The sequence below is a fragment of the Opitutaceae bacterium TAV5 genome (assembly GCA_000242935.3).
GTDB lineage: Bacteria > Verrucomicrobiota > Verrucomicrobiia > Opitutales > Opitutaceae > Geminisphaera.
In genome coordinates, this window is the sequence record CP007053.1 from 5120724 (window position 1) to 5134049 (window position 13326).

Annotated in this window: 26 protein-coding genes; 22 read left to right on the plus strand and 4 right to left on the minus strand. The window is 66.6% G+C overall.

Annotation, left to right across the window (positions count from 1 at the left end; translation table 11 throughout):
- Positions 1-123 precede the first annotated feature (123 nt).
- The 4 genes from OPIT5_21655 to OPIT5_21670 all read right to left on the minus strand — a co-directional run bounded on the left by OPIT5_21655 (position 124) and on the right by OPIT5_21670 (position 2001).
- On the minus strand, positions 124-921 hold the full coding sequence (locus OPIT5_21655) for a DNA methyltransferase (protein ID AHF92473.1): 798 nt from the start codon (positions 919-921) through the stop codon (positions 124-126).
- Between the two features lie 65 nt (positions 922-986).
- Positions 987-1289, minus strand: a complete 303-nt coding sequence (locus tag OPIT5_21660; GenBank protein ID AHF92474.1) for a hypothetical protein — start codon at positions 1287-1289, stop codon at positions 987-989.
- A 7-nt stretch (positions 1290-1296) separates the two neighbouring features.
- The gene (locus OPIT5_21665) at positions 1297-1554 is read right to left on the minus strand and encodes a hypothetical protein (protein ID AHF92475.1); all 258 of its coding nucleotides are present in this window, start codon (positions 1552-1554) and stop codon (positions 1297-1299) included.
- 141 nt (positions 1555-1695) lie between these two features.
- Positions 1696-2001, minus strand: a complete 306-nt coding sequence (locus tag OPIT5_21670) for a hypothetical protein (protein AHF94586.1) — start codon at positions 1999-2001, stop codon at positions 1696-1698.
- 94 nt (positions 2002-2095) lie between these two features.
- Here OPIT5_21670 and OPIT5_21675 point away from each other — a divergent pair, with 94 nt between their 5' ends.
- The 22 genes from OPIT5_21675 to OPIT5_21780 all read left to right on the plus strand — a co-directional run bounded on the left by OPIT5_21675 (position 2096) and on the right by OPIT5_21780 (position 13311).
- Positions 2096-2275: a hypothetical protein gene (locus OPIT5_21675; GenBank protein AHF92476.1), complete on the plus strand. Its 180-nt coding sequence runs from the start codon at positions 2096-2098 to the stop codon at positions 2273-2275.
- Positions 2272-2409: a hypothetical protein gene (locus OPIT5_21680; GenBank protein ID AHF92477.1), complete on the plus strand. Its 138-nt coding sequence runs from the start codon at positions 2272-2274 to the stop codon at positions 2407-2409. Before OPIT5_21675 ends, OPIT5_21680 begins: the two co-directional genes overlap by 4 nt.
- A gap of 9 nt (positions 2410-2418) precedes the next feature.
- On the plus strand, positions 2419-2514 hold the full coding sequence (locus tag OPIT5_21685) for a hypothetical protein (protein ID AHF92478.1): 96 nt from the start codon (positions 2419-2421) through the stop codon (positions 2512-2514).
- 2 nt (positions 2515-2516) lie between these two features.
- A complete protein-coding gene (locus OPIT5_21690) occupies positions 2517-3359 on the plus strand; it encodes a hypothetical protein (GenBank protein ID AHF92479.1) in 843 nt (280 codons plus the stop codon).
- Complete coding sequence (locus OPIT5_21695) at positions 3356-4024, plus strand: hypothetical protein (protein ID AHF92480.1); 669 nt, start codon at positions 3356-3358, stop codon at positions 4022-4024. The genes OPIT5_21690 and OPIT5_21695 overlap by 4 nt, the downstream gene beginning before the upstream one ends.
- A gap of 8 nt (positions 4025-4032) precedes the next feature.
- A complete protein-coding gene (locus tag OPIT5_21700) occupies positions 4033-5910 on the plus strand; it encodes a hypothetical protein (protein AHF94587.1) in 1878 nt (625 codons plus the stop codon).
- Positions 5911-5965: 55 nt separating this feature from the next.
- A complete protein-coding gene (locus OPIT5_21705) occupies positions 5966-6982 on the plus strand; it encodes a hypothetical protein (GenBank protein AHF94588.1) in 1017 nt (338 codons plus the stop codon).
- 40 nt (positions 6983-7022) lie between these two features.
- Positions 7023-7310, plus strand: a complete 288-nt coding sequence (locus tag OPIT5_21710; protein AHF94589.1) for a hypothetical protein — start codon at positions 7023-7025, stop codon at positions 7308-7310.
- A gap of 7 nt (positions 7311-7317) precedes the next feature.
- Positions 7318-7671, plus strand: a complete 354-nt coding sequence (locus tag OPIT5_21715) for a hypothetical protein (GenBank protein ID AHF92481.1) — start codon at positions 7318-7320, stop codon at positions 7669-7671.
- Position 7672: 1 nt separating this feature from the next.
- On the plus strand, positions 7673-7942 hold the full coding sequence (locus tag OPIT5_21720; protein ID AHF94590.1) for a hypothetical protein: 270 nt from the start codon (positions 7673-7675) through the stop codon (positions 7940-7942).
- Complete coding sequence (locus OPIT5_21725; protein AHF94591.1) at positions 7939-8283, plus strand: hypothetical protein; 345 nt, start codon at positions 7939-7941, stop codon at positions 8281-8283. The genes OPIT5_21720 and OPIT5_21725 overlap by 4 nt, the downstream gene beginning before the upstream one ends.
- On the plus strand, positions 8280-8747 hold the full coding sequence (locus OPIT5_21730) for a hypothetical protein (GenBank protein AHF94592.1): 468 nt from the start codon (positions 8280-8282) through the stop codon (positions 8745-8747). Before OPIT5_21725 ends, OPIT5_21730 begins: the two co-directional genes overlap by 4 nt.
- Before the next feature lie 2 nt (positions 8748-8749).
- A complete protein-coding gene (locus tag OPIT5_21735; protein AHF92482.1) occupies positions 8750-9049 on the plus strand; it encodes a hypothetical protein in 300 nt (99 codons plus the stop codon).
- 18 nt (positions 9050-9067) lie between these two features.
- Complete coding sequence (locus OPIT5_21740; protein ID AHF94593.1) at positions 9068-9616, plus strand: hypothetical protein; 549 nt, start codon at positions 9068-9070, stop codon at positions 9614-9616.
- Between the two features lie 48 nt (positions 9617-9664).
- Complete coding sequence (locus OPIT5_21745) at positions 9665-9991, plus strand: hypothetical protein (protein ID AHF94594.1); 327 nt, start codon at positions 9665-9667, stop codon at positions 9989-9991.
- 49 nt (positions 9992-10040) lie between these two features.
- A complete protein-coding gene (locus OPIT5_21750) occupies positions 10041-10265 on the plus strand; it encodes a hypothetical protein (protein ID AHF94595.1) in 225 nt (74 codons plus the stop codon).
- 140 nt (positions 10266-10405) lie between these two features.
- The gene (locus OPIT5_21755; protein ID AHF94596.1) at positions 10406-11110 is read left to right on the plus strand and encodes a hypothetical protein; all 705 of its coding nucleotides are present in this window, start codon (positions 10406-10408) and stop codon (positions 11108-11110) included.
- Positions 11111-11153: 43 nt separating this feature from the next.
- Positions 11154-11960, plus strand: coding sequence for a hypothetical protein (locus OPIT5_21760; protein AHF92483.1), 807 nt, complete (start codon positions 11154-11156; stop codon positions 11958-11960).
- The gene (locus tag OPIT5_21765) at positions 11957-12160 is read left to right on the plus strand and encodes a hypothetical protein (protein ID AHF92484.1); all 204 of its coding nucleotides are present in this window, start codon (positions 11957-11959) and stop codon (positions 12158-12160) included. Before OPIT5_21760 ends, OPIT5_21765 begins: the two co-directional genes overlap by 4 nt.
- Positions 12157-12513: a hypothetical protein gene (locus tag OPIT5_21770; GenBank protein ID AHF92485.1), complete on the plus strand. Its 357-nt coding sequence runs from the start codon at positions 12157-12159 to the stop codon at positions 12511-12513. The genes OPIT5_21765 and OPIT5_21770 overlap by 4 nt, the downstream gene beginning before the upstream one ends.
- Positions 12510-12716, plus strand: coding sequence for a hypothetical protein (locus tag OPIT5_21775; protein AHF92486.1), 207 nt, complete (start codon positions 12510-12512; stop codon positions 12714-12716). The genes OPIT5_21770 and OPIT5_21775 overlap by 4 nt, the downstream gene beginning before the upstream one ends.
- A gap of 205 nt (positions 12717-12921) precedes the next feature.
- Positions 12922-13311 carry a hypothetical protein gene (locus OPIT5_21780; GenBank protein ID AHF92487.1) on the plus strand — a complete coding sequence of 130 codons (390 nt, stop codon included), beginning with the start codon at positions 12922-12924 and terminating at the stop codon, positions 13309-13311.
- Positions 13312-13326 lie beyond the last annotated feature (15 nt).

The window sequence follows — 13326 nt, forward strand, 5'->3', positions numbered from 1 at the left end:
AGGCGAATCGTAGCGGGCGGAACGACGGCGCGCAGGAAAGGGTCACGCACGCCGGCCGCGGAAGGGTCGCGGGCTCCCTGCGGTTTGGCCGCGAGGCGCCCGCGTGGGGACCGCGAGACCGGCCTATTTGGGCAGGATCACGAGCTCGCGATAGCGCAGGTTACGGCGCGCCGGCTCCCGGTTCTTCATGGTGTTTGCACGTGACACCGGAATGATCCGGCAGTCGCGGAACTGGTCGCGGGCTTGCGGGCAGTCCTGGTAGGTGAGCAGCCATGCGCCGCGCAGCGTCCTTACGCGGCCGGCGAACCGGGAAAACTCCTCCTCCGTCCATTCCTTGTAGGCGGAGCCGCCGTCGTCAAAGTAGGGCGGATCGAAGAAGTGGAAGGCTTCCGGGTAGTCGTAGATTTCCAGGAAGCGCTGCCAGTCGAGGTTTTCGATGGTGACGGTGACGAGACGTTGGGAGAGGGCTTGCAGGGCTGGCAGACGGTTTTCGATCAGAGGATGGCCCTGCGTACGCGTGGGCGCGAAGGTGCGGCCCTGCCCGCCAAAAGATAGCCGCTGGCAGACGTACCAGCGGGCAACCTGCTGGATTTCGGTGAGGCCGGGTTGGGCAAGGTAGTCGAAAAAATCCCGGCGGGAGTTGGGGACGTTTTCGATCTCGGCGAGCAGGGCGGGGAGGTGGAACTTGATCACCCGGTAGAAGGCGATCAGACGGCCGGAGATGTCGTTGATGACTTCGACGCGGGAGGGCGGTTTGGCGCAGAAGAGGGCGAGGCCGCCGCCGAAGACTTCGCAGTAGGTGCGATGCTCCGGTATGCGGGGGAGGAGGTGGCGGAGCAGCCTCGTTTTGCCGCCCGGCCAGGCAATGACCGGGCGCGGCTTGGTGGTGTCGTTTGGTGCGTGTGCAGGTGTGGTTTTCACCCTGCCACCCTAGAGGAGCAAAAAGACGCACGCCTTGGCGTCCGTCTTTTGTATCAAGAATTTCTTTACTTATCGCCGGTGTCCCGGAGGCGATCGGCTTCGGTGGCCTGGATGTAAAGAACCTTGGGACCGCGGCGCTCCCATTTGTCGGGGTGTATGACGCCGCTGCGCATCCATCTGTAAACGGTGCGCACATGCACGCCGAGGGCGTGGGCGAATTGCTTGGGACGCAACCATGCAACGATCTCACCGTCCGGGACGACGCGGACGAGGGGATTTCCCTTCGCATCCTCGCCGATGTGCTCCACGCGAGCCCGCGGGAACAGATGCAACTGGTGGAGGTTGTGCTTGTGGTGACGCTTGCGCATGGGGCGACTACCGGTCCAGTCGCTCGATCACATGCGCGATGGCTCGCAACATGACAAACCACACCCACGAGCCAAAGGCGATGGCAAGGGCGTAACCTGCTGTGGCTATATCATCGCGATGCTCCGGAGCGAGCAGCCGGATGATGCAGGCGAGTGTGCCGGCAATGCCGGCGACGAGGATAACCACAGATGCCAGGCGCAATGCGCCAATGTGCCAGGAGGGCTTGGGGGCGCCCGAGGGGGGAGGATAGGGGTTGTCGTTCACGTTTGTAGTTTTATTCTGTTACGGGCGGAGGATTGCGGATAGGGAGTTCGCATGAACTAAATTCGGGAAGCATTGCTTCCCGTTAGGGGTCGTTGCGCAGGAGCATCCCGCAATCGGGAATTCTCGGACATTCAAACCGGATCACGACTTCCTTGCCCCAGATTTCGAGGCGGGGGTTTTTAGGTTCATATTCCCGATGATCGTCCCCTGATTATTAGGGGCCTTAATCTTTACCTTCCCTTGGATAGAATACGGAGGAGAGGGGACCACAGCCTCCTCCGGTATCTCCAAACCAAAATCGCGCTGCATTTTTTCGGCAATGGCATCCCGCATGAATTGAGAGAGGTTCAGGCGTCGTTTTTTCAACTCTTCCTGTAATGTCTTCTTGAGTTCATGCTCCATCCAGATGGTAGCGGAAACCTGGGATTCGCGACGCCGATTGCTCATTGGGTTTGTTAGAAATGGTTTAAACAAAAAATGAAACGACCATGAAAGAAAAACTTGCAAGCGTGTTTAAATGTGTAGTAATGCATTACTACACATGAAACGCCCGCGAATAAACCAAACCTACGTCGGCATTTGGATGCCGATTCCCCTTGCGCAGCGCATCAAGGAGACGGCGGATGCCCGTGAGAGCGACATGTCGAAGTTCATCCGCGCGGCCGTCCGCGAGAAACTCGACCGCGTTACCCCTCAGAAGCAGCGGAAGGAGGCGGCATGACCCCCCGGCTTTCCCTCCCCGACGACCCGCCGACGGTGACGCTACCCCGGCGGACGCTTGCCCTGATACTCCTCAACGCCTTCGGCGCCGGCTTCCTCACCGCGATCATCGTTACCCTGCTCATCACCCTCTAGCCCCGCCCCGTGTTTACCATCGTCCTCTTCATCCTCTGGGCGGCCGACGTCATCGACGGCGACGCCTTCCTCATCCTCTTCCTCTGCCACCTCGGTTTCAACTGACCATGCCCGAAAAACCACTCAAACCGTCCACCGCGCTCACCCGCGAGGAGCGCGACCAACTCACCCGCTGCGAAGCCAACATCGAGCGCGGCCTCACCGCCGTCGGTCAGGCGCTCAAGACGATTCGCGATGCCCGCCTGTATCGGGAGACTCATGACAATTTCGAGGCGTATTGCTACGAACGCTGGCAGCGGAGCAAGCGCTGGGCGAATTACCAGATCGCCGCCGCGATCTTTGCCGAGGAAAACCCCGAGGCCGACGAGGGCGAAGTCCGCCGGATCGCGGCCGGCCGTGCCCCCTCCCGCGAGAGCGCCCCCGCCGCCGCCCCGGCGAAGCCGACGAAGAGCGACCGTTACCGCGAGCAAATCCGCGCCCTGGCGGAGATGGACCGGGAGGCGCTGGACCGGGCGACGCAGCAGTCGATCGGCAAGCTGGCGGAGACGATGGCGAAGAGGGAGCAGATCAACCTCCACAGCCGCGAGAACAAGGGCAACAAGGCCCTCCGCGACGAGTACGAACAGCGGGCGATGGCGAAGCTGGCGCCGGGCGCGCAGATGGCGCTGGCGCAACTGGAGGAGAACCCGGCCCTGTCGGTCTCCCGCGCCTACGTCGGCGTTTTCGGCTCCGTCAAGAAGGGCGACATCCGCGGCGACACGGACCACCTCGGCAACTTCCACGCCGGCCTCCGGAAGCTGGCGACCTCGTTCCCCCATTGGGAAAAATTCTCCCGCGAGGACAGGGCGCATTTCGTGCAACTGTGGGTGGCGTTGCGCTCCACGATGCCGAAGGCGTTCCTCGACGATCTTGAGGCGTTTGCACCCGCCCGGAAGGGAGGCCGCTCATGAGTCCCGCCCTCCGCGAGAAGCTCGACAAACTGCTGGCGCTGGCCGATCGCGGCACGCCTGGCGAGGCCGCCGTTGCCTTGGAAAAAGCATGGCGCCTGTGCCGGGCGGAGGGCGAGGATCTCGACGCGATCCGCGGGCAGGCCGCCGCCGGCTCGCTGATCGAGCGCAAGGTATGGGAGGGCGCGGCATGGCGCGACGAGCACCGGCAGGCCGCCGCCATCGTCACCGAGTTTTACGGCGTCTCCGTGCGCCTGGATGCGCGCAGCGATCCGTTCTCCCGTCGGGAGCGCACCCTCTGGTCGTGCCACTTCATCGGCGCGCCGGCCGACGTGGATTTTGCCGAGTACGTGTTCGGCTTCGTTCACCCGCATTTCGCCTGGCTCTGGGAGTACTTCCGGGGCCGCTGCAAGGACCGCTCCGCCTACATCGACGGCCTCGGCGCCGGCCTCTGGTCGGCGCTCACCTACGAGCGCGCCCGCCACGCGCCGGCCCCGGAAGTGCCGGAGGCGTTGACGACGGCCGACGACGACGAGCCGGAGGATTGCCCCGCGCCCCGGATGCCCGCCGCCTTCTGGGCCGGGATGCGCGCCGGCCAGCGCGTGCGTATCCATACGCCCATCACAACCGGAGCCGCGCCTGCACCGCTCCCCGACGCCGCCCCCTGACTTTCGCCATGACACCCACCGCCGCGCAGATCGAAACCCTCCTTTCCGACGGCCTCTCCCGCCGCGAGGCCGCCCTCCGCCTCGGCTGCTCCGCGGCCACGGTGGACCGCGTGCTCGCCGGCCCGGCGCCGGACGCCGGCCTGTCGCGGATCGGGCGCCCGCCGGTGGCGGACCAGCTTTCGCCTGACGTGATCGCGCAGGTGCGGGCGGAGGCGCTGGCGATGTCCACCGCCGGGCGCTCCCCCTCGCCCGCGCTCCCCTTCGCGCTCATGGCCCTGCACGAGCCGGAGCGCCTGCCGGCCGGGCTGCGCGAGCGCGCCCTGCGCCGGAAGCCCCTGCCGCGCAGCATCCTCACCCGCGTCTGCCAGGGGCTGACCGGGGACGCCCGCGCCGAGATGCGCGGCGACAAGTTTGCGAAGCTCAACACCGTCGCCTCGCCGAGGGACAACACCTACATCGATGCCGACGGCGCCCGCCAGGACATCCGCGGCGGCGACTTCTACGTGGCCGACGACATGACGAGCAACATCCCCTTCTGGCGGGAGGGCGATGACCCGTCCGATCCCTGCACCGCCCGCTGGGGCGTCGCCCCCTCGCGTGCCCAGGTGCTGGCCGTGGCGGACCACGGCACCCTGCGTTTCATCGGGCATACGATCTGGGCCAACCCCGCGCAGAGCTACAACACCTACAGCGTGCTCTGGCTCTACCGGCAGGTATTCCGCGATGCCGGCAAACCCCGCCTGGGCATGAAGCACGAGCACGGCATCTGGGCGGGCGACGGCGTGGTGAAGCCGCTGCGGTCGCTCGGCCTGCATGTGGAGTTTGCCCAGAGCGCCAAGGGCAAGCGCATCGAGATGATGTTCGACAAGCTGCAAACGCTCATGTCGCGGCATTTCCGATACAGGGGCATCGACCTGGGCCGCCTGCGCGGAGAGTTTCAGGAGAGCAACAAACGCTGGCTCGACATCCGCGCCGGCAAGGTGGACCCGCGTGCGGCGGGCCTGCCCCATATCAGCGAGGTGAGCGCCGCCATCGCGGACGCCTTTGCCGACTACAACGCCCTGCCGTCCAACGGCGAGATCCTCCGCGGCCTCTCGCCCGACGAAGCCTGGGAGCGCGACATGGGCCGCGCCGCCCCGCTGGCCCGCCTCTCCGACCGCGAGGAGTGGCTGCTCATGCCGCAATGCAGTGAAGTTTCCCTGCGCGACGGGCTGGCGAAATGCCGCTTCAAGACCTTTGGCGAGGCCGTCTGGTGGTATGGCAACGCGGAGCTTTTCTCCCATCTCGGCCCCGGCTACCGCGTGCGCCTGCGCTTCGATGTGGCGGACCCCGATCGCGCCGCCGTGTATTCGCTGGAGACGGCAGCGCGGAAGGTGAAGACCCGCGGCTGGCTGCTCGACCACGTCCCCGCCTGCGCCGACCTCGGCTGGACGCCGGGGCAACTCGGCGCGGTCATCCCTCCGGGCGAGTTTCTCGGCCATGCGGAGTTGTTCCAGCGCGCCCCGTCCTTCGTCATGTCGGCGTGGGCGGAGCACCGCAAGGGCCACGACTACCGCAAACTTTACCGGCGCTGCACCCGCGCCCTCTTCCGCGGAGCGGCGGGCGGCAAGGTGGACGAACGCCACGACGGCGCCGGCAACTCCACCCGCATCGAGGGCGCCCACGCCGCGCCGTCGAAGCGCGGCACCGCCCCCGCCGAGGCCGCCGCGATCATCGCCGCCGCCGAGCGCGTCACGCCGGCCCCGCCGGCCGGCGCCCCCGTGCGGGTGACGCAGGTGGCCCGCGACACCCCCGCGGCCCCCTCGCCAGCCGGCCGCGTTGACGACGCCGAGGCGCTCACCCGCCGCCTCTACGGCGCCCCCGAAGACATTTTCGCATCACCCTGATGCAGACCGCCGCCCGACGGAAACCGGGCATATCCAGAAATAAAATACACACCCGATGAATACCACCGACACCGCCGCCGGCATCCCTGCCGAACTCGAAGCCCTGATCGCCCGCGTCATGCGGCACCAGGCTCGCCTGAAGCTGAACAACGCCCGCTTCGTCGCCCGCTACGCGAAGCGCCTCAAATGGTCCGCCGATGTCTGGGTGCGCACGCTCCGCTCCGACACCCGCGAGCCGGGCCGCCTCTCGGCCCGCAACTGGGGCAAGTGGACCGTCGCCCTGCGCGATCTCGTCGCCGAGATCGACGGCGCGGCCGGCGGCGAGAAGGTCTATCCGCTCCCCATCCTGGCCGAGTCGATCCGCCTGTATGACTGCCTGCAAGGCTCCGGCGGCGACATCCGCATCGGCTGGCTCGTCGCCCCCACCGGCACCGGCAAGAGCGTCTCCCTGCGCCACCTGGTCAAGACCAACGACAACACCGCCTACCTCTTCATCCCCGAACTCTGGCGCAACAACAAGCCGGCCATCCTGCGCGGCCTCGCCCGCGCCATCGGCATCGAGCCCGATGACGATCTCGACGAGACCATCGAGCGCATCGTCGCCCGCCTCAACCTCACCCCCATGACGATCCTCCTCGATGAAGTCCACGAGGGCGGCCTCAAGCTCGTCAAGCTGATCAAGACGCTCATCGAGTGGACGCCCACGCGCTTCATCCTCACCACCTGGCCGCTCGGCTACTCGAAGCTGGCCGATAGCCTCATGAACCTCACCGAGGTCAACCAGCTTTCCGGCCGCTCCCTGCTCCCCATCGCCCAGCAGTGGAAACGGGGCAACCGGCCCGAGGACATCGCCGCCTGGCTCTCCGGCGCCTGCCCGGAGTTTGACGCCGAGACACGCGACACCCTCGCCCGCGACCTGTGCCCCCGCCTCAGCCGCTGGGGACTCCGCCACCTGACCCAGGCCGTCGATGCCGCCCGCGCCGACGCCGGCGACGAGGACAGCCTCACTCCCGACGCCCTCCTCAAGTCGTTCAGCCACCTCTCCGCCGACGTGCTCGGCGTGAAGGCGTAACACTCCAGCCACTACACCCGCCACACCACCGCACACACACATGAGCAAAAACAACCTCAAGCTCGCCCAGATTATCCGCCAGGAGGCCGAGCGCCTCCAGTCAGTATATGAGATCGCCACCGGAGACCCGGACGGCAAGGCAATCGCCGACGGGCTCGGTCACGACACCCCGGAACTGCTGCGCGTGCTGGCGCGCCTCGTCGAGGGCCAGACCGTTTACCGCGCCTTCGGCGCCCCCGGCAACTGGGGCTACGGCACGCCCATCGGCGACGCCCTCTTCGCCGCCATCCGCGACGGCTCCATCTCCACCGCTCCCGCCAAAAAATAACCACCCGATGAAAAAGCCCACCACCACCGAAGATCTCGAATACAAGATGCGGGCGCAGCTCGTGCAACTCTACGAAGCCGCCTGCGCAATCGACTTCCCCCGCACCTCCGACACGGACTTCCGCTCCGCCCTCCAGGCGCGCATCCGCCAGGGTTGCGCCGAACTCGCCAGCGAGCACGTCGCCAACGAGGGCCGGCTCATCACCATCGCGCAGGATGTGCGCCTCTACAAGGCCAGCGCCGGCGTCCGCAACCCCGACGCCAAGGCACTCGACTTCCGCGTCGAAATCCAAAAAACCCTCGGCATCTTCTTCCGCCTCCGCGAGGCCGTGGGCGCCGACACGAAGAAAGGAGGACGCTGACATGGCTCCCTCCGACAACGACCCCGCCACGCCCGGCCGGCACATCCACGTCGTCATGAGCAGCGTGTCACTGGCGCACCTGCTGCATGGTGTGTCCCCCGCGAACGAGGTGGAGACAGCCATCGCCTCGCTGGCCGTCACCCTCTCACGCCGCCTGCGCGAATCGGGCAGCGACAAGGGCCACTTCGAAATCGCGCTCGGTCCCGTGTGCCTCTCGCTTACCCTCTCGGCGCGCCCCAACCCCGACTTCACGGAAGGAGACTCCTGGTGAAAAAGACCCGTCCCCGCGTGCGCTGGATGGTCACGATCAACGGCCTGCCCGCCCGCGAAACCACGCTACACATCCCGTCGATCGGGCGGTGGCCCCATGTCTTTGTCCTGTGCGAACTCCCGCCCGTGGATGCGACCACATGGGCGGGCAAGCATGGCAAGCGCGACGCCCGCCGCGCCGCCGAGCGCACCCGGCGCTTTAACCGCTACGTGCGCGGCAAGACCGCGCTGGCCGGCGACTGGTTCTTGCGCGGCGCCTCCCCGCGGCTGGCGATCTTCGTCAGTCCCGTGACCGTGGACATCGCCCCCGTCTCAACCCTCACCCCCGCCGAAACGACATGAGCGCCGCCACCGAAATCCCCGAGCCGCTGCGCGCCGCCCTCGCGGCCATCGTGCAGGATGCCGTCGGCAAGCTGGTCGGCGACATCGTCAGCGGCCTGGTGCGGGTCGGCGGCCCGTCGGGGGCGGCCGGCGACGCCCTCGTCCCCGCCGCCCTGGGCGCCATTGCCAGCGTCGTGATGGCGCATTACGGCATCACCCCGGAGCAGATGCGCAGCCGTTGCCGCACGGCCACCCTCGCCGAGGCGCGGCACGTCTACTATCACCTCGCCGTCACCCTGACCCGGTACAACCACGACCTCATCGCCCGCGCCATCGCGCACGGCCGCTGCTCCTGCACCCACTCCGTCGACCGGATCGCCGGCCTGATCGAGGTGGAGAAGCGGCTCGCCGCCACCGTGGAAATGCTCCGCGTGCGCGCCACCCTCGCCCTCGCCGGCCTGCCCTCCGGCCACCCCGCCCGCTGACCATGCGCCGCTCTCGCAAAGACGATCCCGCCCAGTTGACCCTCTTCGCGTTCTCGCGGGTGGAGCGCACCGGCGTCGATGCGCAGGGCAACGCCACCTTCCGCGTCGTCCCGGAGGGTGTGCCGACGGAGTGGATTCGCCCTGCGCGCCTCGCCCGCGCCCTTGGTTTCAACGTGCGCACCATTTACGGCTGGATCGACTCCGGCATCATCCCGGCCGACAGGTGGGAACGCCGCGGCCCCAAGAGCATTTTCATTCTCGCCAGCGAGGCCGCCCGCCTCCGCGACACCAGCGAGAAGTAACCAGATACCCGATACACCATGATCCGCATATTCCAACAGCACGAAATCCATGCCGCCCTCGAACACGCCACCTCCGGCGGGCAGGCGCTGCACCTCATGTCCGGCCGCTGGGCATACCTCCGGCCGGACACCCCCGGCTGCTTCAAAGGCCGCCGCGAGATCGCCCACCTGTTCGATCAGGATAAAGCGCGCCTCGTCGCCACCGCTCGCCGGCTCGGCGTGCGCGTCATCCTCATCGAGCGCCCCGGCACGCAGCGCCAGCACATCGACCTGTGCGGCCGGCCGCTGGAGCGGGCGAAACAGGAGGCGAAATGTCCCCTCCGGCTCTGCCAGCGGGCGACACTGAAAATCGGCCTGCCGTGCATGATGGACATCCATATCCTCGCCGGCCTCACGCCGGCCTGCGAAGTGTGCGGCGCCGGCATCGGCATCGCCCGGATGCGCGAGGCATCGGGTTTCCGGCCCGTCGAGGGCGGGTTTTACATTTCCGACAACCTGGCCGCCGACCAGATCAGGCGGCTGCAAGACGAGATCGCCCGGCGCAACACCACGGTGAGCCACGGCTGAAAGCCGTTGGTCTCTAGCACTTGGTTGGGCCTCTTAATCTCTCGAAAAATGAACTACCTCGAACTCTCCAACAAAATCGCAGGAATCGAACCGGGCCAATGGTTCACCGTGGATCGCCACGAGCTGGAGCGTATCGCTCCAGCAATGTCGCTGCTCGGGTCGCTCGGCCCAACTTGGTCGCCAGCCGAGCGCATCATGGAAAACATCGTGGGCAGCGCCTACAACTTTCGATTCTGGGAGGACCCCGCGACGGCTCGAATCACTTTCGAACATCTCAAACATCCGCTGCGCGACGGACTGCGGAGCTACGTCTCGCCCGACCGTGCCGGCCTCTTCACTCGCACGCCGGACGGATTCTATCGGCCCAACACCTGATTATGGGAATGGCTGTTTGTATATTGGTAAAACATGCTAACGAAAAATCATGAGCTACATCATCATCGCTGAAGTGGACACCCGCGGAGAAATGAACGTCGGCGGCGACAAGGCCAAAGTGCGGGCGCGGATGCTGGATGAACAGGATGGGATCATCACCTTTGACGTGCAGGGTGACTACGATCCCTCGGTGAAACGTGAGCGAGTGCTCGCCCTCTGCCAGACCTTGGTCGATGCCGGGTTTGTCGAGTTCAGCATTCGCCACAGCTACTGATTCCGCGTCACTGAAAAATAATTACGCGAAAGTTGCGAGAGATGCGAGACACGCGAATGCGTGTCTCTTTTTTTTGGCTAATCTCGGCTCATGAACGAGACCGGCACCGAAGCCAAGAACAACAACGGGAGGCGCGCCCCATGAGCACGCGGCGCGTGACGGACACGATTGCGCTCCACGAGGTCAGCGGCCTCACGATCTGCCGCGGCGGCGATCGCGTGGCCGTGTCGGCCGCGACGCCCGCCGGCCTCGTGCGCCTGATTGTCCCGCTCTCCGTCTGGACGGCCACCGCCCGCACTGACTGCGACAGCAACGGCAACCCCTGGCCTGCCCCCGCCGATCCCGCGATGGCCGAGGCGCGGCTCGCCGCCCTCGTGGCCGACGCCGGACCCGCCCCGGCGCCGAAGCCCCGGATTGCCTGGCCGCGCCGCAACCGCGAGGCCGATCTGGTCAAGGTCCGTGCCATCGCGGCAGAGATCGAGAATGGCTCCACCGCGCCGGTCTCCGTGCTTTGCGGCCGTCACGGTATCACGCCCGTCATCTATTACCGGCTCTTTCACCAGGTCTCCGGCGGCGCGCCCAGCCTCCGTGAGCGGGCGAGCGCCGCCATCGAGCAGTCTTACCAGGCGATCGTCGCCGAGATCGCCGCCGGCTCGCAGGAGAGCCCCGACGTGCTGTGCGTCCGGCACGGCATATCCCGCGATTGCTTCTACCGCCGCGCCCAGCGCGACGGCATCGACACGCGCACCCTGCGCAGCAAACCGGCAGCCATCCCCGGCGGCTTCGCCACCGGAGGTCTCATCCCCACCCCCACCATTCACCCCGCGCTTCTCCCCAAGCCCTGATCATCGTCCGTATCCACGTTGTCTGTATCCACACCGCCCGCACATGAACAAAGACCTCATCCTTAACTTGCTCCGGCAAGTCCTCACCTACGGCGGCACCGCCCTCACCAGCGCGGGTGTCGCCTCGTCGGAGGAGATTGCCACCGGGGCCGGCGCGCTCGTCACGCTCCTCGGCGTCGCCTGGACGATCGTCGCCCGCCAGCGCGCCAAGTCCGCGGCAGCCGTGCAGGCCGCCAGCCAGGCCGATCCCGAACACCACACGATCGGGATGCCGCCCGCCACGGAGCGCGACAGCGCGGAGATGGCATCGCCGGAGGCGATGGCCCGCAGGGCCGACCGCGGCGGGCGCCCTCTGGGCGGCCAAGGGAGCAATCTCATCCTCCTCGCTTTTGTCCTGCCGGCTCTGCTGACGGGCCTGCTCTCCGGATGTCGCACCGTTATCGCAACGGACGGCGCCGGCAACGTGACCTCGGAGACGCAGGCCGACTGGGACACGATCAACCACGCCACCCGGCTTGCCGCCAAGTACGCAATAAAAACCGTGCTCGATCGCTCCCCCGACTACGCGGAGAACGTGACGGCCGTCACCGACAGCATGTCGGCGCTCTTCTCCGGCCTGCCCACCGAGGAATCCCTCGCCGGCACGCTCGCCATCATCGCCCCCGATCTGGATGACGGCGATGCCGCGCTCCTGGTCTCCGTCATCCTCGACGCCTGGGAGCTTTACACGACGAAGACGGGCAACCCCGTCCTCATCCCGCTCGATGAAAACGTCCGCGCCCTCGTGGAGGCTCTCACCACGGGCATCGCCGACGGCATCGCCCTGCACCACGCCACCCTCCGCCCATGAGCGCCACCACCGCCATCAGCAACGTCGCCGCGGCAGTCAAAAGCGCCTTCGACTGGCTGCTCGAAAAACTCCGCCTGAAAAACTCGGCGAAGATGCAGGCCAACGCGGAGGCCCGCACCGATCAGGAAATCAAGGACAACGCCGGCAAGATCGTTGCCAGCGGCGACCTCGAAAAAATCCAGAAAGCCAACAGCGAATGAAACGCCTCATCCCCCTCCTCGCTGCCATCGTGCTTGTGCTCGGCCAGCCAGCCTGCACCAGCACGATCACGCCCACGCCGGTCACTCCCGCCCGCGCCTCCTATGATGGCGACAACCAAAACAGCGGAGTGCTCGCCATCGACCCCGCCGGTTTCGTCGTCACGCCCCGTTGGCGCGAACGCTACAACCTCGCCATCGCCCGCTACGGCGCCGACTGGCGGCCGACCCTCGCTCCGGATCACGGCGTCATCGCCCGCACCGACGGCACCTTCCTTGCCTCCCGCGAGGCGATGGAAAAGGCGATCGTCATGTTCTCCTGGCTGCGCATGGGCCGTCCGGCCTCCTCACCATGATCGCCGCTGTCTCCCCCCTGTATCCGTGGATCGTTACACTCCTCGCCGTCATGGTCGTGGGCTGGGCGCTCCTCCGGCCGGTCGGAAGCTCCGGGGAGGAGCGCCTCGCCGCATCAGTCACCTTCCGGGTGGTCCTTGTCGCCGCCACCCTTGCCGCCGCCGGCACCTGGCTGGGCTGGCTCATCTACGCCCTCCTCTCGTGACCGCACTTCGCACACACACTTTTCCGCGCCCGCTCCGATCAGCGACCAGGGGTATTCATCGGGGTGAAAACAGGGGCGGGCGCGGATCATCCCTCCCGGCCGTTGCCGGGCTTCTGCATCGATAAACGCCACGACAAACCTCCCCGGCCGGGTCCGTCCTCTCCTCCGGCCGGGGAGCAAATTTCCGCACCGCTCGTCATCACACATGCCCACCAACCTCCCGACTCCTCCCGCCAACTTCCTCTCAGACTGGTTCTGGGCTGCGATTGTATTCGCTCTCGCCGGGCTGTGGATCTGGAGCCATTTCCGCAAGCCGCCCAGGACGGAGCTGGAGCAGCCGGTGGAAGTCTCCCTGTCCAGTACGCCCGCGAGCAAGAACGCCATCCGGGCGCTCTTCGCCAAACAGGACGAAATGCGCCGGGAGTTCGAGCAGAAGCTGCTCGTGCAGCGATCGGAAATCATGGCGGCCATCGACAAGAACCGCGCCGAGCAACGGGAGGACATGCGGCAAATCTTCGACCTGTTGCGCGCCCTCAGCGCCGAAAGCAAGGCCACCGCCGCCCTGGTCGATCAGATCAACCGCCGGATCACCTGACCCCTTTTTCCTCCA